The organism is Bacillus sp. 05T21 (assembly GCF_056396785.1).
Map to the genome: position 1 here is coordinate 196,824 of NZ_JBFTMD010000007.1, position 21,075 is coordinate 217,898.

Genomic DNA, 21,075 nt, shown 5'->3' on the forward strand with positions numbered 1-21,075 from the left:
CTATTATGTCGTTTCCCTATCTACCAAATCTGGTAATAACTCTACATGTTTCACATCTATTTCCTCATCATTAATCTTTTCATATAATAATTCAAATGCCTTTACACCAACATTTTTACTAGAATGCGAAATCGTCGTAATACCTAATATATTTGCCACCTCTTGATCATCACATCCGATAATCGTAATATCCTCTGGGATACGAATTCCTTGTTTTTTCGCCTCCGTTACCATTCCTGCAGCAATATGATTGCAAGATACAAGAAAAGCCGTCGGTTTTACAGACATACGAGCCCATTCCCTGACTACATTGCGCCCATCTTCCACCGTAAAACAGCCCTTAAACTTCCAGGCATCTAACGGTGTTACAACAATCTGTTGAAGTGAATCCTCATACGCCTTTTTTCGCCTCTGGCTATTAATACTATTACTTCTTCCAATGCAATATCCGATACGTGTATGACCAGCATCTATTAAGCTTTTCATCCCGCGCAAAAATACTTTGTAGTAATCAATATGTACACTCGAAATGAAATTCGAATCTATTTCTTCACACATCACAATTGGACCAAACTTCGTATACTCTTCAAGTTTTTCCTTACTATTTGTCCGTGAACATATAATTACTCCATCAAGCTTTTTCATTTTTAACATATGTAAAATTTCAAGCTCTTTTTCTTCGCTATAATTTGTCTGGCAAAGCATCATATTATAATTGTTCTTTGCGGTTTCCTTTGATATCCCCCCAATAATAGCACTGTAATATTGATCATTTACGTGCGGCAATAAAACGCCAATTACATTCGTTTTTCCTTTCACTAAATGAATCGCATTCACATTTTGCGTGTAATTTAATTCTTCAATAATCGCTAAAATCTCTTTTCGTTTCTGTTCATTCACATACGGATGATTATTGAGTACACGTGAAACAGTTGAAACAGATACCCCAGCAAGTTCAGCAATCTTTCTTATATTAGTCATCTCATTCTCCCCTTCCCCTCAAAAATTCTCGCTTGACCTGGTAAGCTTTCCACAGTATACCCTTTCTTAGCAAATACATTTTGAAAGGATATACAACTATGCTTCGATTCAAACTAGAATATATATTTTTCATTGGCGGTTTACTCATTCTCGCCATCGGTATTAATATGATGACGACAATTACTTCCTTTGGACTTAGCCCTTATGATTCCTTCTTTATTGCACTATATCAAAATTTTGGGATAAGTATTGGTTTTTGGATTTTCATGATTAACTTTGTTTTTACCCTGATCGTACTCTTTTGGGACAAAAAACAAATTACAATCGGCACAATTGTAACGATGATTCTTATTTCTCTTTTTGTTGATTGGGTTGGTTCTATTACGACCATTATGGACATTATCCGCTCTCTTCCAAAATATATAACACTTATTTGCGGAAACCTATTCGTCGGAGCCGGAATTGGTCTTTACGTCTCTACTAACCTTTGCGCAGCACCTCAAGAGGCTTTCGTTTTAACTGTTGCTGAGAAAAAGAAATGGACATTTAGAAGAACAGAAATTTCATTAGCTTTTTTATTTTTAACATTAAGCTTCTTATTAGATGGGCCGATCTATTTTGGAACAATTATCTTATCCTTTACAACAGGTTGGATTATTCAAGCATTTATTCAAGTTGGTACGCAAATTTTAAATAGGAAAAAACCTATTAAGCAAGCCGCTTAATAGGTTTTTTCGTTTTATTAGAAGAGATACTACTTAGCATCTCCTTCAATTCGATAATTTGCTTTCACACAATCTATTTCTTCATACAATTGCAATGTATGTAGAATGTACTCATAATCCGCAAGAGAAGCACGATGCGTTACAATTACTATTTCTGCTTTCCCTTTCTCTTCAAGTGGCATTTGAATAATCTTTTCAAAACTAACACCGCGCTCAGAGAACAATGATGTAATTTTTGCAAACACACCAATTTCGTCTTTCACATGAAGTCTTAAAAACTTTTTCACAATAATTTCATCTGGCTCTTTTAGTACCTTTTGATATTGCGGAACTACAGCACTATTTCCTGTTACACCTAACCTAATATTTTGCATTACAGCAACTAGATCAGAAACAACAGCTGTCGCTGTCGGTAAGCTTCCTGCTCCCGGACCATAAAACATCGTTTCTCCTACCGCTTCACCATACACATACACAGCATTATATTCATTTTGCACTGCCGCAAGAGGGTGTGCATTTGGAAGTAGCGTTGGCTCAACTGTAACCTCTAATTTCTCGCCATCTCGCTTTGCAAGACCAATTAATTTAATCGTATAGCCTAAGCTCTTACTATATTCAATATCTTCTGCTGTAATAGAAGTAATCCCTTTTACCTTCACATCTCCAAGCTCTACATTTGTAGAGAAACCGAGAGTAGCCAAAATCGTCATTTTTCTTGCTGCATCCAAACCTTCTACGTCTGATGTTGGATCTGCTTCTGCAAATCCAAGCTGCTGAGCTTCTTTTAACACGTCGTTATATGCTCTCCCTTCGTCTGACATTTTCGTCAAAATAAAATTTGTCGTTCCATTTACAATTCCCATTACTTTCGTAATAAGATCTGAAGAAAGTCCTTCTACGATGCTTCGTAAAATTGGAATCCCTCCAGCTACACTTGCTTCGTAAAATAAATCAGCCTGATTATCTTTTGCCACCGCTAAGAGTTCCGCTCCGTGTAACGCCATTAAATCTTTATTTGCAGTCACAACGTGCTTCCCGCTTTTTAAAGCTTGTAAAATATATGCTTTTGCATCATCAATGCCGCCCATTACTTCAATGACAACATCAATATTAGGATTATCTAAAATTTCATTCACATCTTGTGTTAATAGAGTAGAAGGCACGTCTACTTCTCTCTCTTTCTCAATGTTTTGCACCAATACTTTCGTTACTTTCACTGGACAACCTACTTGGTGTATAAGTCGTTCTTGATGATCTGTAATAATACGAACTACACCACTACCAACTGTCCCAAGACCTAATAACCCCACTTGAATTTCTTTCATAATACTGTCCACCCCTCAAAAATTGTGTTTAGATGCCATTATATAGACAAAAAATATGAAAAACAATGTATTTTGAATATTGAGAAAAATAAAGGTTAATCTTTACAAATAAAACGCTACCACGTGTTATACAATCATTTACAATATATAAGGGGTTTCTTGATACACGTAATAATTCAGCCAATTGGAGAATAATAAATTCCCATGACTCCTCCACCTAACAATTGGCTCCTCATTTGGATTATTATGTTTAAAATAATTTTTTGGCACATCAATATTTAACCCTTTTTGGCAGTCCCGTTCGTATTCTTGCTTTAACGTATCACAACTGTATTCACTATGTCCGAGTGCGAAAACTTGCCTTCCCTCTTGCCCAATAGCAAGATGAACGCCTGCTTCTTCAGAATTGGCTAATAACGTTAATTCTTTCACTTCTTCAATATCGCTCTCTCGTACTTCTGTATGACGAGAATGCGGAGCAAAAAACACTTCATCAAACCCTTGTAACAATTTCACATGTTGCTCGCGAACCTCATGTTCAAATACACCAAACATTTTTTCCGCAAGAGGATACTTCGGCACACCATAGTGGTAATACAAACCAGCTTGTGCCCCCCAGCAAATATGAAGCGTAGATGTTACATTCGTTTTTGAATACTCCATAATACGTCCAAGCTCTTCCCAATAATCTACTTCTTCAAAAGAAAGAGTTTCAACTGGTGCTCCTGTAATAATGAGTCCATCAAATTTTTCATTCTCAATATCACGGAATGTTTTATAGAAGCTCGTTAAATGATCCTGCGCTACATTGCGAGACAGATGCGATTCCATATGAAGTAAATGAACATCTAATTGCAACGGTGTATTTCCAATTAAACGAAGTAATTGCGCCTCTGTTTCTTGTTTTGTAGGCATTAAATTTAATATAGCAATTTTCAAAGCACGTATATCTTGTGTTACTGCTCGCTCCTTCGTCATTACAAAAATATTTTCCTTCTGCAATACTTTGCGAGCTGGTAAATCTTTATCAATTATGATCGGCATGTTGTTTGCCTCCGACTAGCGCCGCTTCTAAATCTGCAATAATATCAGAAACATCTTCTATACCGACCGATAAACGGATTAAATCAGATGTAACGCCAGCTAAACGCTGATTTTCTGCGCTTAATTGTCTGTGCGTCGTACTAGCAGGATGTATTACACAAGTTCTTGCATCAGCTACATGCGTTACAAGAGTTGCAAGCTTTACATTTGCGATAAATTCTTTCGCTGCTTCTAATCCGCCCTTAATACCAAATGTTAAAACTCCACTAGCACCTTTTTTCAAATACTTTTGTGCTAACGAATAATTTTCATTACTATCTAATCCAGGATAATTCACCCATTCAATGCGATCATGATTAGCAAGCCACTTAGCAACTTCGAGAGCATTTTCACTATGACGCTCCATTCGTAAATGCAATGTTTCAAGGCCAATGTTGCTAATATATGCATTGAATGGGCTCATACAGTTTCCGTAGTCTCTTAATAACTGAACGCGTGCTTTCACAATATACGCTGCTGCTCCAAAATTTTGAACATAGCTTACGCCATGATAACTCGGGTCAGGCTCGACAAGCTCAGGGTATTTTCCATTTGTCCAATCGAAGTTCCCTCCATCTATTACAATCCCACCTAGAGAACTTGCATGGCCATCAATATATTTCGTTGTAGAATGGACAATGATATTTGCCCCATGTTCAAACGCCTGGCATAAATAAGGCGTCGCCAATGTATTATCAACGATAAAAGGTACTTCTAATTCTTTTGCTGCCGCTGAAAGTTCTTTGAAATTCAAAACGTTCATTGCTGGATTTCCTAACGACTCTGCATAAACGAGTTTTGTCTTATCATTAGCAAGTGCCGCAATTTCATCTGCCGTTAAATTAGGATTAAAGAACGTAACATCTATGCCCAGCTTTCGCAAACTCACTCCAAATAAATTAAACGTTCCTCCGTAAACAGTTGAAGAACAAAGTAAATGGTCTCCACTACTGCAAATATTTAAAACCGCAAGCATAATGGCTGCCTGCCCAGAAGCTGTTGCAACAGCCCCTACACCACCTTCTAAATCTGATAACTTCTGCTCAAATGCAGCTAGAGTAGGATTTCCAATACGCGTATATATATATCCTTCTGCCTCTAAATTAAATAGTGCTGCTAAATCATCTGACGTATCATATTTATACGTTGTACTTTGATAAAGTGGCAAAACACGCGTCTCACCATTTTTTGGCGAATAGCCACCTTGCACACAAATCGTTCCTTTCCCCCATGATTCTCCCATCTCTCATTCTCCTTTCTTTTATCCCGCTATTTGCGGGCAGTAAGACTCCCACCTCCAAATTCAGCAAATGCGAGGAAGTTAGGTGGGAGATAACTGCCCGATTGATGAAGGCTAATAATTAGCGGGGGAGGGACAAAACCCCCACTGATTAAAGTTTCACTTTATCCAAAATAAAAAACTGCCCCTTCCCTGAAAACAAGAAAGGAGCAGTTTGAAAACACGCTCTAAGGCTCTTTCTTATCTCTCAGGATTATCACCTGCAGGATTTGGCACAATTCCGTTATACGGCTGTTGCCAAGGTTTCATCGGGCCTGTCCCTCCACCTTTTCTTGATAAGACTATGCAATTACCGTTGATTTTATAGCAATAATTTCCTGATGTCAAATAGTTTTTCTGAATGTTCTAAATTAAATGCAAGGAATTTAATACAAACAATAAAAGAAATATATTCCATATTCATTTGAAAAAGACCTTTTAAAAACTCCAATCCATATATAGAATTAAATAAGTGGTTTAACCGCGTTGGTTTCAAATTTTCATGAGATCCCGATATATTGAATAAGCCACCCCCTCAAAAAGATACTATATATATATTCAATTCACACTAGCATATTTAATCCTTTCTACATGAAAATTTACATAACGGAGGTACAACATGACAAATAAAAAGGACATGCACCATATACTCGTCCTATATGGCATTCTTTTAGGCTCTATAGTCGGAGTCACGGTCTGGTCATTTTTAGTCACAATAAATATCGGAATTCACTTTATTTGGGGATACTTACCTACTCTTTTCTCTTCTCCCCCTTATTACACCATTTGTGTAACAATCATCGGTGGTATCCTCGTTGGTTTAACACAAAAATACTTCGGTACATATCCACGTCTTATGCCCGAAGTGATGGCTGAATATAAAAAAACAGGTAGAATTGAATACCGTTTTGTACATAAAGCTACTTTAACTGCGATTATCGTTTTAATATTTGGAGCAAGTTTAGGACCAGAAGCTGCACTTGTTGGAATTATCGGTGGACTTTGTACATGGGTAGGAGATCGCTTTAAATTTGCTTTAAAGGGAATGAATGAACTAACAGAGGTTGGAATTGGTGCCACTTTAAGTGTTATTTTTAATGCACCATTATTCGGTTATTTAGCTCCGAATGAAAATGAGGGTGAACAAATTAATGAATTTTCGAAAGGAAAAAAAGCAATTGTATATTTAGCTACCACTTTTGCCGGTTTTTCCGTTTACTTATTGCTTAGTAAACTCGATAATCGTGGATCCTTTATTGTTGATTTTGGGGAAGGGTCTCTTGCTCTTAATGAATGGATCGCCTTTCTACCACTTGCTAGCATTGGTGCTATAGTTGGTTTCTTTTATTTCAAATTAGAATTCACATTAGAGAAATTAATCCACCCCTTCAAAGAATACAAGGTATCACTTGGAATTATAGGCGGTATTTTATTAGGAATTACAGGAACTTTTCTTCCTTACACGTTATTCTCAGGGGAACATCAATTAAAAGATTTAGTCGTTGAATGGAGCCATTTATCCTTCTGGGTACTACTTCTTTCAGGAATTTTAAAATTATGTATTACTGCCGTTTGTTTAAATACGGGTTGGCGCGGCGGACATATTTTCCCAATTATATTTGCTGGATCAAGTATCGGATATGCTATAGCTTCTATTATCCCTATAGATCCAATAGCTTCTGTAGCCATCGTCACGACAGCTATTTCAAGCTATGCATTAAGAAAACCAATAGCTATAACATTACTATTACTCATGTTTTTCCCGCTCAATTTATTATTACCGATGCTCGGGGCAGCCGCGATTGGGAATGCATTTCCGCTTCCTAAACATAACGAAACTACAAATTAATATAAAAAAACAGCATTAACATGTAAATGTTAATGCTGTTTTTTCGAGTGGCGATTATAATTTTAATTAAAATTTGCTTGCTACTTTAGCTGCTTCTTCAAGACCTGCAGTAATGATTTCTTCTGCTTTATCTGGGAATTGGTTATGTCCCTCGATAATTACCGTTTCCATGTTTGTTGCACCGAAGAAGCCCATCATGCTCGCTACATATTTTACAGCCATTTCCATTTCAGCTGCTGGTCCTTCAGAATATACGCCGCCGCGTGCATTTAATAATGCAATCTTCTTATCTCCAATAAGCCCAACTGGACCTTCTGTTGTATATTTAAACGTTTTACCAGCACGGTTTAAATAATCAATATACGTGTGTAATACGGCCGGAATCGTTAAGTTCCATAATGGGAAACCGAAAACTACTTTATCAGCTTCTAAGAATTGATTTAAATACTTATCAGCAACTGCTACCACTTTTGCTTCTTCTTCTGTTAAATCAAATCCTCTACCTGCTTTGAATGTACCATTAATCATATCTACGCCTACATATGGTAATTCTTCTTTATATAAATCAAGTTCTACCACTGTATCATTTGGATGCGCTTCTTTATAGTTTGCTAAAAATGCCTCGTATAATTTCACACTAACTGCTTGTTCCGCTGGGCGGTTGTTTGCTTTTACAAATAAAACTGTTGCCATTGTTTTTCCTCCTACTACTCACTCTTATGTTGTTATATATCACTTACGAAAAAGGGTACTCCCTTATAATTATTGTTGCTTACAAATACATTTTATCTTTATATCAAAACAATTACGTCCTCACATAGACGTATTTTTCCATAAAAAAAGTCCACCTTCTAAAGGCGAACTAGGTCTTACGACTTTTGTCTTATACGATTCCATTTTTCACTGCATATAATGCTGCTTGTGTGCGATCGGATAAATGTAACTTACTCAAAATACTACTCATATGAGCTTTTACCGTTTTTTCTGTAATAACTAAAACAGAAGCAATTTCTTTATTACTCATCCCTTTCGCCAATAACTGCAATACTTCATTTTCTCTCGCTGTTAATACATCCACTTGAACGGAAGGTTCTTCTTCTTTCTCTTCCTGTGGTAATGTTTGAGAAAGAAGGGCATTTGCTATATCTGGATGTAATTGAATATTACCTTTATACGCGCTTCGAATAGCTTCAACAAGCTGATCTGGTTCGATATCTTTTAAAATATAACCGCTCGCCCCAGCTTTTAGTGCCGGCAATACATGAGCTTGATCAGAGAAACTAGTCAATACAATTACTTTCACGTTTGGATATTCTTTTTTAATACAAGCTGTTGCCTCAATTCCATCCATCTCAGGCATATATAAATCCATTAATACGACATCTGGACTTGTTTCGCCTACTTTCACTAGCGCCTCTTTCCCATTATTTGCTTCACCAACTAATTCAAAATCTTCCTGTGTGCTTAGAAAAAATGCTAATCCTTTTAAAACAACTGTATGATCATCAACTAACAATACTTTTATTTTCACAAACTTCCCTCATTTTCACATCATAATGGTACATTTACTTTTATACTCGTTCGTTTCTTACTACTTACAATTTTAATTGTTCCACCAACTAATTCTACTCTTTCACGCATCGTAGTCATACCGAGTGATTTCTTCTCTTTTATATCCTTTTCTACAAACCCATTTCCTTGATCGACTATTTCTAATGATACATTTTTCTCCGTCACTTTGAAATAAATCGTCGCTTCTCTTACATTCGCATGCTTACTTACGTTATTTAAAGCTTCTTGTCCAATTCGCCATAGCGCTTCTTCTACTACACGCGGCAAATCACGTACACCTGTAACTTGTTCCCGAATTTTCAATCCTAAACTTTCACCATATTGCTTTAAAGCTGGTAATAACCCTTTCTCTAATCCAGCCGGACGGAGCTGCCAAATTAATGTCCTCATTTCTTTTAAGGCACCTTGTGCTAATTCACGCATCTCATACAAAGACTGATCTACCTTTTCATTTTGACCCTTTAAGACAGCTTCAGCGCCTTTCGTCATAAACGTTAATGAAAACAACTTTTGTGAAACAGAATCATGTAAATCTCTAGCTAAACGATTACGCTCTTCCATTCGTACAAGTTCGCGGCGTTTTTCATTTAATCTTAAGTTCTCTATCATTAATGAAATATGATTTGCTAACGCTTGTACTACATCTATCGTATTTATATCAAATTCTCCATTATTAGAACTTACACTTAATACTCCAAATATATGATCTTGAATATGTATCGGAATAGCGATAACTGCCCTATTGGGATGCTCTATATTCCCAACCTGACGCTTTGACAAGACAGACTCTTCTTTTTCCAACGCTTCCTGTGCTGCTGCCCTCAAATCATCTTGTAGTTCACCTTTCTTATAAGAAGCTCTCACAGCTAGTCCATTTTCTTCTCTAATAAAGAATACAACTTGCTCCCATAGAAATAAGCTCCCTATTTGCATTACAATCTCTTCTGGTAATGCATTAAATTTATGAATTGTCCTTAAATCTTGAATAAAGCGTTCTAACTTTACATAATAATGAGCTCTTCTCTTTTCATTTTCATACAGTTTTGTACGCTTTAATGCCGTTCCAATTTGAAAGGCAACTGATTGTAATAGTACTAATTCTTCTTCCGAAAAATGCGTTTTGCCTGGGCTAGCTACATTTAACACGCCAAATTCATCTTCTCCCGCTTTTAGCGGTACTGTCGCATGATGTACAATCCCTTCTGTATCTCCCCAGTTGTATTCAATCGCATTATTAATTCTCTTACATTCAATAATATTAACTGCTCGCTCTAGTTTTCCTTCCACAAAGCGGTGTAAGCACCAGCAATTCCCCTCACACATCGGTCGTTTATTTTCGAATTTCAATCCCTCTGGTAATTGGTAATCAATTAATTTTGTATATCTACCATTTTCATCCGCAAGGAAAATCCATCCTGTCGTTAAACCAGTTACATTCAACAGCTTTTCCAGCACAGCTTGAAGTACGTGATATGTATCATTTGAGGTATTCAATGTTTCTGCAATCTCTTTTAATATAACTAATTCATTTGTACGATTCTCTTGAAACATAATTCGTCTCCTACATACAAGATTTTAAATAGTACTTAACATAAATCATCTACTTTTCACTTTGTACTTATTCGTAACATTGATATAATGGTGAAAACATAGTTTTCATTATATCACTTGAGGGGGCTTTCATAATGACATTGAATAAGGCACTTACTATCGCTGGTTCTGACACAAGTGGCGGTGCTGGTATACAAGCAGATTTAAAAACATTCCAAGAACTTGGTGTATACGGAATGACGTCTCTTACGACAATCGTAACGATGGATCCACATAACGGTTGGGCACATAACGTATTCCCAATCCCAGCTTCTACATTAAAACCACAATTAGAAACGACAATTGAAGGCGTTGGCGTAGATGCTTTAAAAACGGGTATGCTTGGATCAGTAGAAATTATCGAAATGGTTGCGGAAACAATTGAAAAGCACAATTTCGAAAATGTAGTAGTTGATCCTGTTATGGTATGTAAAGGAGCGGATGAAGCGTTACATCCTGAAACAAATGACTGCTTACGTGACGTTCTTGTTCCAAAGGCATTAGTCGTAACGCCAAACTTATTTGAAGCATATCAATTAAGTGGTGTGAAAATTAATTCTCTTGAGGACATGAAAGAAGCTGCAAAAAAAATCCATGCTTTAGGTGCTAAATACGTACTGATTAAAGGTGGTAGCAAACTAGGCACAGAAACTGCTATTGATGTGTTATATGACGGCGAAACATTCGATCTTCTAGAATCAGAAAAGATTGATACGACAAATACACACGGTGCAGGTTGTACATATTCTGCTGCAATTACAGCAGAACTTGCAAAAGGAAAAACGGTGAAAGAAGCAGTAAAAACTGCGAAAGAATTCATCACAGCTGCAATTCGTCATTCATTTAAGATTAACGAATATGTAGGACCAACACATCACGGTGCATACCGCAAATTCGTTGCACCGAAAGAACTTGTCTAATCTAACATAAAGCTTTTTATTCATAAATTTAAAAATAGATTAAAACCCACAGAACATTTATTGTTCTGTGGGTTTTAATTACTTTACAGAAATCTTTTAAAGTACTCCCCGAATTCCTATGATGCTGAACTAACCTTGTTTCTACCATTTCTTTTTGAATAATATAACGCATCATCCGCTGATTGAATAAATTGCTCAGGTGATTTTTTATATTCTGAAAGCCCCACAGAAACTGTAATTTTAATTTTTTCCCCATTTTGCAGTTGAAATGAATGCTTTTCAACTGCTAGTCGAATTTGTTCCCCTATACGAGTTCCAAATGCTACCCTTTTTTTCGGTAACAACAGAGCAAACTCTTCGCCACCCTTTCGAAAGACTAAATTTGGGAATGGTGCATTTTCTAACAAAATACGCCCTAGTTGTTTTAACACTTCATCTCCAGCAGGATGACCGTACGTATCATTTACATACTTAAAGTGATCAATATCTATAAGTAATAAACAAAGTGAATCATTTTTCATATGCTTGCTACCAATATGACGATTCATCTCGAAATCAAACTGTCTTACATTTCCTAGATTCGTTAATGCATCTATCGTTGCATAATGCTTCATCGTTTGAAATAATTCATTGGATTGCAATACGTAACTTGCACTTACAAATGTGATGTATGCCGCTACAATACAACAAATTAAATATAATACCACTACATATATATCCTTAAATAAAATATAAAGTGGTAGTATTAAAATAGACAAACTGTACACATTAAACCATATCCATTTTGTAAATATAGAAATCTTCATCCGCCAAATGAGAGTAATGCCAATCCCTATTGCCACGATAGTATAGCAGGCCAATTCAGAGGCTAAAGAATATTCAGTAAAAAATACCCGTGTTATTAAAGTGATCATAACTGTTATACTACTAGCTATCGGGCCACCGATTATAATCGCCAAAACAACAGCTAAATAACGTAAATCCAACATAATATCTTCAATATGCACACCAAAATGCATCAATAATATACTTAATATTCCAGTTAAAATACCGACCAAACATTTCTGCCAAAAAGAGAATCCTTCTTTTAATGGCTTATCTCTTAAAAGCTGAGCACCTACAAAGATAAAGGACAGAATGATTGTCATATTTACAAATAGATCTCTAAACATAAAATAATCTCCCTACTTTTTCTTTTCCATCTATCCCTTTCTATATGTTATTTCATTACGAAATCCCTATAATTCCCAAACTTTTTTATTATATTGTTCCACGTGGAACAGCAAAATAAAAAAGGAGACGAAATTTCGTCTCCTCCATTAACAACATCGCGATATCTTTCCGCCTTTTGCATTAAATCTAGCTTCTTGTGCCTCAGCAAAAAATTGCTTTTGACATAAAATTTTCTCTTCTGGATGATGTAATTTCATGTGATTTACATACGTTTCATAACTTGGAACTCCGACAAGTAAACTAATAAATTGCTTTCTCTTTCCCCATACGTTCCGTAAATTTTTAAGCATAGTTCCTCGACTCACTTTCATCTTTTGGAATATATGGTGCCTCTTTTAACGGCATTGGCTTATTTCTTAATACTTGAATCCAAATTCGAAGTGCAGAAATTAATACAGCAATTACAACTATCATAAAAATTCCACAAAGTGCCGCATCAATATAGTCATTAAAAATAATTTGTTTCATTTGCTCAACATTTTTAGCTGGAGCTAATACCTTACCATCATCTAATGCTCCCTGAAATACTTTCGCATGTGATAGAAATCCTATTTTAGGATTTTCATGAAATAACTTTTGATAACCGGCTGTCATCGTTACAATAAGTAATCCTATAGTCGGAATAAGCGTTACCCAAACGTATGCCTTTTTCCCCATTTTGAATAAAATTGTCGTTCCAAGTAATAGTGCAATCCCCGCTAACATTTGATTTGCAATACCGAAAAGTGGCCATAGCGTATTAATTCCACCGAGAGGGTCAACCACCCCTTGATATAAGAAGTACCCCCAGCCTAATACGCATAACGTTGTAGCAACCACATTCGCTATTGTGGAATCTGTTTTCGCAAACGGCTTGTACACATGCCCTAAAATATCTTGAATCATAAATCGTCCTACGCGTGTTCCAGCATCAATCGTTGTTAAAATAAATAGTGCTTCAAAAAGAATGGCAAAATGGTACCAAAATGCCATCATCGCCGTTCCACCTATTACTTGTGAAAATATATGTGCCATACCAATTGCTAATGTTGGTGCGCCACCTGTACGTGATAAAATGGTCTGTTCTCCGACGTTAACAGCAAGTTCTTTTAATTCATTCGGTGTAATAGCAAATCCCCACGAAGAAATAACTTGAGCCRCTTGTGATACATCTGTTCCGATCAGTGCTGCTGGACTATTAATTGCAAAATAAGTTCCTGGTGTTAATACACAAGCTGCAATCATAGCCATCGCTGCTACAAATGATTCCATTAACATTGCCCCATAACCAATTGGCTGTGCATGACCTTCTTGCTCAATCATTTTCGGCGTCGTACCTGATGAAACGAGAGCGTGGAATCCAGAGACAGCACCGCAAGCTATTGTAATAAATAAGAACGGAAATAAATTCCCGGAGAAGACAGGGCCTGTTCCATCAATAAACTTAGATACTGCCGGCATCTTCAAATCTGGAGCTACAATTAAAATACCAATTGCTAATCCAAGTATCGTTCCTATTTTTAAAAATGTACTTAAATAATCACGTGGTGCAAGGAGCATCCAAACTGGTAATGCCGATGCAATGAATCCATATACGATAAGCATAATAGCAATTGTTTCACCACTAAAAGTAAACATACTTGCAAGTGTTGGATTTTCTGCTACATACTGTCCACCAATAAGCGATAGAACTAGTAGAACAATACCGATTACTGATCCTTCCCCTACTCGCCCTGGTCTAATGTAACGCATGTAAACTCCCATTAAAATAGCAATTGGAATTGTTGCTGCGATTGTAAACATTCCCCATGGGCTTCCAACAAGTGCCTTCACAACTACTAAAGCTAATACTGCTAATAAAATTATCATAATACCTAAAATACCAATCATCGCAATTAATCCTGTAACAGGACCAATTTCATCTTTAATCATTTCTCCTAATGATTTACCATTACGTCTCATTGAAGCAAATAAAATTACAAAATCTTGTACAGCTCCGGCAATAACTACCCCAACGATAATCCAAATAGTTCCAGGTAAATACCCCATCTGCGCCGCCAAAATTGGTCCTACTAAAGGACCCGCCCCTGCAATCGCAGCGAAGTGATGTCCGAATAAAACCCATTTATTTGTTGGAACATAATCCTTCCCATCATTTAACGTATGGGCAGGCGTTTGCCTATTATTATCTAGGCCAAAAACTTTCCTTGCTATAAATCTACTATAAAAGCGATAAGCAATCGCATACACTGATACAGCAGCAACTAATAGCCATACAGCATTAATTGTCTCACCTTGTGATAAAGCTATTACACCAAAAGCAGATGCTCCTACCGCTGCAATAACTCCCCAAAGTAAAATTGATTTCAATGTTTTCACGTACAATCCCCCCATTACTACTTCTTAGAGGAGATTGTACTAAATTTTCTGAATATTTAATTTGAATCCTCCTTATCATGAAGGATTTCTAGGCTATTATGTTAAAATTCTCTCATTACTTGTCATAGCTCAATTTTATTTCGAAGCCGTTTTACATAATTACGGCTTACTGGAATCGGTTGCTCATCGTACCTGTCTAAATGCAAATTATACGTGCCATTATAATAAGGTTTAAGTTCTTGTACATATGACATATTAATTAAATAGCTTTTATGTACACGTAAAAAATCATATGCATTTAGTTTATTTTCTAATTCCTGGAGTGTGTATGTTGAAATATACTGATTATTCGTTGTATAAATTGAAACGGTTTTATTTTCCTTATTTTTACTAATATATACAATATCCTCCGGGAGAATATATCTAATCCCCTCATGGCCTTCTATCGGCAGTTTACGCAGATGACTCTTTGCTTTCTCACCTTGTTCTTTTCCCATTTTATATAAAATGAATTGTAAATCTTCTTCACGAAATGGTCGTAATAAATAATAAAACGCTTGGAAACGAAAAGCTGTAATTGCCCCTTCTATATCCTCACCAATAAAAATAAATTTCGTATAACAATTCACTTCTCGTAACAAACTCGAATATTCAAAACCGGTACCATCCATTAATTGCGAATTTAAAAAAACAAAATCAGGTGTATGTTTTTTCATTATTAGCAAAGATTCTGTTCCAGTTTTCGCTTCAAAACATTCTACATTTCGAATGTTTTCAGTAAAGTTCTCAACTAATTTTCTTCGCTCTTCTGTTTCTTCCATGATAAGTAAGATTTTCATTTATCCAGCCACCTAATTCCTTTGTCCATATGTCTTGTTGTATACATTCGCTTTAGTAAGAAACATTCCCTTTTTCTTACTATACCATTATTTATCTAAAAAAACAGAAAAAAGGAAACCACTTTGGTTCCCCTTTTCTTTTATCCCGATTGGTGCGGGCTAATAATCAGTGGTTGATGGACAAAACACCACTGATTAAGGTTTCTCTTTATACTAATTCCCTCTGTTTCGTTTCTTGACCAAGTATAACTACAGCAAGTGCCCCAATTAAAATTGATCCACAGAAAATCGTAAATATTAGCGATAGTGAAGCTTGTGAAGCAACTAAATACCCTACTAATAGTGGTCCAAGAATACCACCAATACGCCCAAATGCAGCTGCCATTCCTGCACCTGTACCGCGAATAGTTGTTGGATACTGTTCCGGTGTATAAGCGTATAATGCACCCCAAGCACCTAAATTAAAGAAGGATAGTAACATACCCGCCACTATTAATGCTGTTAATGAATCCGCAATTCCGAACACATAAGCACTACATGCTGTACCAATTAAATACGTAACCAATACAAATTTACGACCAAGACGTTCAATAAACCATGCAGCTGTGAAATATCCTGGAAGTTGAGCTAAAGTCATAATGAGTACGTACTGAAAACTTTTTATTAAACTAAAGCCTTTCAGTACCATTACACTAGGTAACCAAAGGAACATTCCATAATAGGAAAAGACCACACAAAACCATAGAATCCATAACATAATTGTTGCTTTACGATATTCTCCAGACCAAACCGATTTTATATTTTCAATAACAGATGGCCTTTTTGCAACCTTTTGGAACCTTGGAGAATCGGGTAAATTCCATCTTAAATATAAAGCATATAACGCTGGAACTGCACTTAATACCATAGCAACTTCCCAACCGTATTTAGGAATAACAAAATATGAGATAAGAGCTGCGATTAACCAACCACCAGCCCAAAAGCTTTCTAATAGTACAACTATTTTTCCACGTTCGTGCGCTTCAACACTTTCTGATACAAGAGTAGATGCAACTGGAAGTTCCCCACCAAGTCCCATACCAATTAAAAAGCGTAAAACGAGGAACATCGCGAATGTCGTCGTTAAAGCAGTTAAACCACTACCGATAGAAAATAGTAATAATGTAATAATAAAGACTGATTTCCGTCCTATTTTATCTGATAGTATCCCAAAAAGGAGCGCTCCTACTGCCATACCAATTGAATTAACGCTACCTATCCAACCCATTTCTTGAGTACTTAATCCCCAATCTTTTTGGAGTGCTACGATTACAAATGAAAGCATTCCAACATCCATTGCATCAAATAGCCAGCCAAGCCCTGCTATACCAAGTAGCTTTCGCTTCGAAATTTCTTTTACCTTGCTCACAAGAAGTCCTCCTTACACAGGTGTCTTTACACATCATTTTACATGTGTGTATTGCATAAGTAAAATACTTTCTTATAAAAAATTCCCCTTCATCATTCCCAAAAAGTAAAATGTTTATCAAAAATAAACAAATAAAAAAGTAGCGATGTTCCGCTACTTTTTTGAACGCATTACTTCTTTTAAAAATTCAGCTAATACTAACTGACGACGCCAACGTGTTGGATTACTACATAATCTGTAAAACCACTCTAAATGAATAGATTGAATCCATTTTGGCGCACGTTTTACCTCTCCAGCCCACACATCTAAACTACCGCCTACTCCAACAGCCATTTTCGTTTCTAAACGATGCTTATTGTTTTGGATAAAGTTTTCTTGTCTTGGAAAGCCAAGTGCAACAAGTAATAGATCTGGTTTTGCCTCTTGAATACGTGAAACAATATTCTCTTCTTCTTCTTGTTTAAAATATCCATCTTGTATCCCCACGATAGATGCAGCCGAATATGTCTTCGTTAAATGATCAGCCGCGGCTTGTACAACATGTGGTTTTGCACCTAATAAGAAAACAGATACTGGTTTATTCTCTTCTGATAACTTCGCAAATAAATTACACATTAAATCAAAACCTGCTACACGTTCTTTTACAGGTGTACCAAGCATACCACTTGCTTTTACAACCCCAATACCATCAGGTGTAATTAAATCGGTATTTAGTAATGTTTTATGGAACTCTTCATCCTTTTTTGCACACATAACAATTTCAGGATTTGCTGTTACTACCTGAAAAGTATGAGTTTGCTCCAATTCTAGTTGTTCCTTTAAATATTGGACCGTTTCATCCATTGTCATTGTAGAGAAAGGAACACCTAGAATATCAACCGTTTGTACTGCCATAATTAACTATCCTCTCTATCATTAAAGGTTTTTTGCTATTAATTGCTTATATGTTTCTTTCGTATCTTCATATAATTTTTGAAGTGAGAAGTTCATAGTAGCATGCTCATAAATATGCTTGCCCATTACTGATAACTCTCCAGTTTTCCACTTATCATAGGCCTCTTCTAATGCCGATGCCAATGCTTTTCCATCACCAGTTGGTACAATCCACCCATAAGTTTCATCTGCAATTAACGGTTCGATTTCTCCAGCTCTAGTCACAATTGATGGTACACGTTGATTTGCCGCTTCTAATAAAACTAATGGAAATCCTTCGCTATGGGAAGTTAACAAATTGACATGTGATGAAGCAAATAATTGTTTCACATCTTGACGATGCCCTAAAAATTCAACTTTATCATTAATCCCTTTTTCAGTAGCTAACGCCTTTAGTTCTCTTTCTAACGGCCCGTCACCAACTAATAACACTTTAATTTTCTCCAATTTTGTTTGTTGTAACGCATCGAATAAAACTTCATGTCCTTTAACAGGATGCAAACGCGCTACTTGGATTGCCGTAAACACATCTTCATCAATATTAAACATTTCCTTTTTATTATAGCCATCTGCTTTTTCCTGATCATATTCAATCCCGTTATAGATAACATGCATCTTTTCATTTGAAATACCTAATGCGGCTAAGCTTTTTTTCAACCTATTCGTTACAACAAAAAATAAATCTATATTTTTTAAAGCTTTCAAATTTAATTTAGTAAAAATCCAGCCTTTTAAGCCTTGTTTAGTAAAGTCTTGAAATGGATCACTATGAATTGTCGTAACCCATTTTGCCGCGAATTTCTTCTTCATTAAAGAAACAAAGAAATTCGCCCTAGGACCGTGTGTATGAACTACATCAAATTTTTCTTTATTAATGAATTCACTTATGTTCTTTAAAATGGATAAATCATAGCGAGATTTTTGTGAAAACACATGAACTTTTATTCCTAGCTCCCTTGCTTCTTTCGCAACAATTCCATCTTCAAATACTGCTAATTCTACTTCACCATCCGGAAACTGATCGAGCAGTGAAATAATATGTGTTTTTCCTCCACCATCTTCTGCCCCTGCATTCATATGCAATATCCTCATATTTTTTCCTCCTTTAAATCCTCGCTACATTTCCATCTATCTTTATTTTACTGTACTAAAAAATAAAAGCTAACAAAAGTTAGCTTTTATTTTTATCATTCAATTTCTAAATCTACAATTAGACAAGCTAACACCACTACAAAGTAAATCCCTACTCCTGGTGCTGTCAAAATATGTCCTGCAATATATGCAATACCTAATGCTAATACTAAGCTTGCTGTAATCATTCCATATTTCACATTAAATATTTCCTTAAATCTTGTAACAAATGCTAGTAGGATTCTTACGCCGTAATAAATAAATGGAATCATCATTAACGCAAAACCAATAATTCCGAAATCATAAAACCAATCATGGAAGTCCATTTCGATTAGCTTCGGATCTGGCTCTTTTTGTTCATTATACTTAAAGTTACCTGCGTAACCCATTCCAAATAATTTTTGTGACGTTGGCGCTTCTTTAAAGAACTGCTTATGTCTCTCTTCATATACTTGACGTCCACTGAAAATAAGATTTTCTTGATTTTCTTTCTTTTGCTCTTTCTCAAGCTCTTTCTTAACTTCAGCTTCTACCTTCGCCTTTTCTTCTGGTTTCTCAACTTTATGTTGTTTTTCTTCTTTTTTAATTTTCTCTTTAATTTCTTTTTCTTTTTGACCTTGCTGCGCTACATTTTGTTCTGATAAATAGTTGTTATGAATACCCATATTTTGTGCTAATGGCGTCATTTTAAACGTTCCAACAACACCAGCCAATAGGACAATAGCAATTAATCCATTAAGTACAAGAGACATTTTGTTTGGATTTCTTCTATCAAATAATAATTGTAGTACGATAATCCCGATTACTGCTGCTAACGTAGCACCAATTGAGCCCATCCCTACTTTCGTACCAACTTGAATTAACGAGTAAATCATTAAAAGCGATGGAATCCAATATAAAACGTGTTTCACGCTCTTTGTTTTTTGAATAGAATATAGTACCACAATAGGGAAAATAATAGCTAAGATTGACCCTAGTTCATTACCTGCATAGAACCACCCTCGGGAACCCACTTTCATCCATTGATAACTACCAAAGTCTGTAGATGTCGAAATAGAAATAACCATAATAGCGTTAATGATTAATGTTGAATACACAATACTATTTCTGACTTTGTCACTAATATTTACTTTCTTTTTCAATGATTTTAAAGCTAAAATGTATGATCCTAGCATGATATATATATATAATGCCTTCGCAACAAACTTAACTTCTTCACCAAGTACAATAGGATTCTTAACTAGTTTATTATTAATAAACCCTATCCCTAAAACTACTGCTAATAGTATTAAGTAAATTAAAAACTTCCTATTTTCCTTCTCTTTTGCCTGAATTAAAATGTAAATACCACCAACAGCCATAATAAGAAATCTTACCAAAATTCCAACAGTGGCATTTGACTTTAATAAAACGATGCTAAGAGACGTTAATAAATCTAAAACAGGCTGTAAAATAATAAAAAAGAGCAAAAAATGCTCAAATCTAACCCTAGCTTGATTTGCTAACATTCCAAGACCTCCATACAAAATCTTCACATTATCTTTTAATCATAGTTTTCTACTGTTTAAACACACCTAGCAATTATAGCATAACTCATATTTAAATTGAGAACTATTTTTCATGCCGAAACTAGTCAAGTCTAGCATTATTAGTAACCGAAAACATTGTCCTTTAGCTATCCTTCCCTATCCCTATAAAAACTATCTAACACATATGCACTTATTTTCGACCGTACAGAAATATTTTTTTATCATTTTATACAAATGTACAAAACGGACTTATCTTATTGTACCATCCCTCCAACTAAGCTACATCAAAAAACTATACTATTAATCTTTCCACACTTTTT

Annotated in this window: 18 protein-coding genes and 1 riboswitch; of the genes, 3 read left to right on the plus strand and 15 right to left on the minus strand. The window is 35.7% G+C overall.

What is annotated here, in order from left to right:
- Positions 1–3: 3 nt before the first annotated feature.
- The gene (locus tag AC1DKZ_RS15935) at positions 4–981 is read right to left on the minus strand and encodes a LacI family DNA-binding transcriptional regulator (RefSeq protein WP_002089844.1); all 978 of its coding nucleotides are present in this window, start codon (positions 979–981) and stop codon (positions 4–6) included.
- A 98-nt stretch (positions 982–1,079) separates the two neighbouring features.
- Between AC1DKZ_RS15935 and AC1DKZ_RS15940 the strand changes: the two genes are divergently transcribed.
- The gene (locus tag AC1DKZ_RS15940) at positions 1,080–1,706 is read left to right on the plus strand and encodes a YczE/YyaS/YitT family protein (protein WP_002089845.1); all 627 of its coding nucleotides are present in this window, start codon (positions 1,080–1,082) and stop codon (positions 1,704–1,706) included.
- Positions 1,707–1,735: 29 nt separating this feature from the next.
- Here AC1DKZ_RS15940 and AC1DKZ_RS15945 read toward each other — a convergent pair whose 3' ends face one another.
- The 3 genes from AC1DKZ_RS15945 to AC1DKZ_RS15955 all read right to left on the minus strand — a co-directional run bounded on the left by AC1DKZ_RS15945 (position 1,736) and on the right by AC1DKZ_RS15955 (position 5,357).
- Entirely contained in the window at positions 1,736–3,031 is a 1,296-nt protein-coding gene (locus AC1DKZ_RS15945) for a homoserine dehydrogenase (RefSeq protein WP_476996567.1), read from the minus strand.
- Between the two features lie 138 nt (positions 3,032–3,169).
- The gene (gene metA, locus AC1DKZ_RS15950) at positions 3,170–4,075 is read right to left on the minus strand and encodes a homoserine O-acetyltransferase MetA (protein WP_002184490.1); all 906 of its coding nucleotides are present in this window, start codon (positions 4,073–4,075) and stop codon (positions 3,170–3,172) included.
- Entirely contained in the window at positions 4,059–5,357 is a 1,299-nt protein-coding gene (locus AC1DKZ_RS15955) for a bifunctional O-acetylhomoserine aminocarboxypropyltransferase/cysteine synthase (protein ID WP_002184489.1), read from the minus strand. The genes metA and AC1DKZ_RS15955 overlap by 17 nt, the downstream gene beginning before the upstream one ends.
- 234 nt (positions 5,358–5,591) lie before the next feature.
- Positions 5,592–5,696: riboswitch (SAM riboswitch) on the minus strand.
- Between the two features lie 316 nt (positions 5,697–6,012).
- Between AC1DKZ_RS15955 and AC1DKZ_RS15960 the strand changes: the two genes are divergently transcribed.
- Positions 6,013–7,242: a chloride channel protein gene (locus AC1DKZ_RS15960; protein WP_002184488.1), complete on the plus strand. Its 1,230-nt coding sequence runs from the start codon at positions 6,013–6,015 to the stop codon at positions 7,240–7,242.
- A gap of 66 nt (positions 7,243–7,308) precedes the next feature.
- Here the strand turns inward: AC1DKZ_RS15960 and AC1DKZ_RS15965 are convergent, their stop codons facing one another.
- From AC1DKZ_RS15965 to AC1DKZ_RS15975, 3 genes are all read right to left on the minus strand, one after another.
- Complete coding sequence (locus AC1DKZ_RS15965) at positions 7,309–7,935, minus strand: FMN-dependent NADH-azoreductase (protein WP_476996568.1); 627 nt, start codon at positions 7,933–7,935, stop codon at positions 7,309–7,311.
- 190 nt (positions 7,936–8,125) lie between these two features.
- The gene (locus tag AC1DKZ_RS15970) at positions 8,126–8,773 is read right to left on the minus strand and encodes a response regulator (RefSeq protein WP_002016393.1); all 648 of its coding nucleotides are present in this window, start codon (positions 8,771–8,773) and stop codon (positions 8,126–8,128) included.
- Between the two features lie 20 nt (positions 8,774–8,793).
- Positions 8,794–10,365, minus strand: coding sequence for a GAF domain-containing sensor histidine kinase (locus tag AC1DKZ_RS15975; RefSeq protein WP_476996569.1), 1,572 nt, complete (start codon positions 10,363–10,365; stop codon positions 8,794–8,796).
- 134 nt (positions 10,366–10,499) lie between these two features.
- Between AC1DKZ_RS15975 and pdxK the strand changes: the two genes are divergently transcribed.
- Positions 10,500–11,324 carry a pyridoxine/pyridoxal/pyridoxamine kinase gene (gene pdxK / locus AC1DKZ_RS15980; RefSeq protein WP_002016397.1) on the plus strand — a complete coding sequence of 275 codons (825 nt, stop codon included), beginning with the start codon at positions 10,500–10,502 and terminating at the stop codon, positions 11,322–11,324.
- A gap of 116 nt (positions 11,325–11,440) precedes the next feature.
- Here pdxK and AC1DKZ_RS15985 read toward each other — a convergent pair whose 3' ends face one another.
- The 8 genes from AC1DKZ_RS15985 to AC1DKZ_RS16020 all read right to left on the minus strand — a co-directional run bounded on the left by AC1DKZ_RS15985 (position 11,441) and on the right by AC1DKZ_RS16020 (position 20,734).
- The gene (locus AC1DKZ_RS15985) at positions 11,441–12,496 is read right to left on the minus strand and encodes a diguanylate cyclase (RefSeq protein WP_078213803.1); all 1,056 of its coding nucleotides are present in this window, start codon (positions 12,494–12,496) and stop codon (positions 11,441–11,443) included.
- A gap of 147 nt (positions 12,497–12,643) precedes the next feature.
- Positions 12,644–12,847: a YbdD/YjiX family protein gene (locus tag AC1DKZ_RS15990; protein WP_002184484.1), complete on the minus strand. Its 204-nt coding sequence runs from the start codon at positions 12,845–12,847 to the stop codon at positions 12,644–12,646.
- Entirely contained in the window at positions 12,840–14,915 is a 2,076-nt protein-coding gene (gene cstA / locus AC1DKZ_RS15995; protein WP_476996570.1) for a carbon starvation protein CstA, read from the minus strand. Before cstA ends, AC1DKZ_RS15990 begins: the two co-directional genes overlap by 8 nt.
- 122 nt (positions 14,916–15,037) lie before the next feature.
- A complete protein-coding gene (locus AC1DKZ_RS16000; protein ID WP_476996571.1) occupies positions 15,038–15,754 on the minus strand; it encodes a LytR/AlgR family response regulator transcription factor in 717 nt (238 codons plus the stop codon).
- A gap of 208 nt (positions 15,755–15,962) precedes the next feature.
- On the minus strand, positions 15,963–17,162 hold the full coding sequence (locus tag AC1DKZ_RS16005) for an MFS transporter (RefSeq protein ID WP_002016404.1): 1,200 nt from the start codon (positions 17,160–17,162) through the stop codon (positions 15,963–15,965).
- A gap of 153 nt (positions 17,163–17,315) precedes the next feature.
- Positions 17,316–18,056: a WecB/TagA/CpsF family glycosyltransferase gene (locus tag AC1DKZ_RS16010; RefSeq protein ID WP_002016406.1), complete on the minus strand. Its 741-nt coding sequence runs from the start codon at positions 18,054–18,056 to the stop codon at positions 17,316–17,318.
- Between the two features lie 21 nt (positions 18,057–18,077).
- A complete protein-coding gene (locus tag AC1DKZ_RS16015) occupies positions 18,078–19,187 on the minus strand; it encodes a glycosyltransferase family 4 protein (protein WP_002089874.1) in 1,110 nt (369 codons plus the stop codon).
- A gap of 95 nt (positions 19,188–19,282) precedes the next feature.
- Positions 19,283–20,734 (minus strand): O-antigen ligase family protein, encoded by a 1,452-nt coding sequence (locus AC1DKZ_RS16020; protein ID WP_002184482.1) that lies wholly within the window; start codon positions 20,732–20,734, stop codon positions 19,283–19,285.
- Positions 20,735–21,075 lie beyond the last annotated feature (341 nt).

What these genes read in the sequence shown, in the direction of transcription:
- AC1DKZ_RS16010 (WP_002016406.1), bottom strand. Translation starts at nt 18,056, where the DNA reads ATGGCAGTACAAACGGTTGATATTCTAGGTGTTCCTTTCTCTACAATG.
- AC1DKZ_RS16020 (WP_002184482.1), bottom strand. Translation starts at nt 20,734, where the DNA reads ATGTTAGCAAATCAAGCTAGGGTTAGATTTGAGCATTTTTTGCTCTTT.
- AC1DKZ_RS15940 (WP_002089845.1), top strand. Translation starts at nt 1,080, where the DNA reads ATGCTTCGATTCAAACTAGAATATATATTTTTCATTGGCGGTTTACTC.
- AC1DKZ_RS15985 (WP_078213803.1), bottom strand. Translation starts at nt 12,496, where the DNA reads ATGTTTAGAGATCTATTTGTAAATATGACAATCATTCTGTCCTTTATC.
- AC1DKZ_RS16015 (WP_002089874.1), bottom strand. Translation starts at nt 19,187, where the DNA reads ATGAGGATATTGCATATGAATGCAGGGGCAGAAGATGGTGGAGGAAAA.
- metA (WP_002184490.1), bottom strand. Translation starts at nt 4,075, where the DNA reads ATGCCGATCATAATTGATAAAGATTTACCAGCTCGCAAAGTATTGCAG.
- AC1DKZ_RS15945 (WP_476996567.1), bottom strand. Translation starts at nt 3,031, where the DNA reads ATGAAAGAAATTCAAGTGGGGTTATTAGGTCTTGGGACAGTTGGTAGT.
- AC1DKZ_RS15990 (WP_002184484.1), bottom strand. Translation starts at nt 12,847, where the DNA reads ATGCTTAAAAATTTACGGAACGTATGGGGAAAGAGAAAGCAATTTATT.
- AC1DKZ_RS15935 (WP_002089844.1), bottom strand. Translation starts at nt 981, where the DNA reads ATGACTAATATAAGAAAGATTGCTGAACTTGCTGGGGTATCTGTTTCA.
- pdxK (WP_002016397.1), top strand. Translation starts at nt 10,500, where the DNA reads ATGACATTGAATAAGGCACTTACTATCGCTGGTTCTGACACAAGTGGC.
- AC1DKZ_RS15965 (WP_476996568.1), bottom strand. Translation starts at nt 7,935, where the DNA reads ATGGCAACAGTTTTATTTGTAAAAGCAAACAACCGCCCAGCGGAACAA.
- AC1DKZ_RS15960 (WP_002184488.1), top strand. Translation starts at nt 6,013, where the DNA reads ATGACAAATAAAAAGGACATGCACCATATACTCGTCCTATATGGCATT.
- AC1DKZ_RS15955 (WP_002184489.1), bottom strand. Translation starts at nt 5,357, where the DNA reads ATGGGAGAATCATGGGGGAAAGGAACGATTTGTGTGCAAGGTGGCTAT.
- AC1DKZ_RS16000 (WP_476996571.1), bottom strand. Translation starts at nt 15,754, where the DNA reads ATGAAAATCTTACTTATCATGGAAGAAACAGAAGAGCGAAGAAAATTA.
- AC1DKZ_RS15975 (WP_476996569.1), bottom strand. Translation starts at nt 10,365, where the DNA reads ATGTTTCAAGAGAATCGTACAAATGAATTAGTTATATTAAAAGAGATT.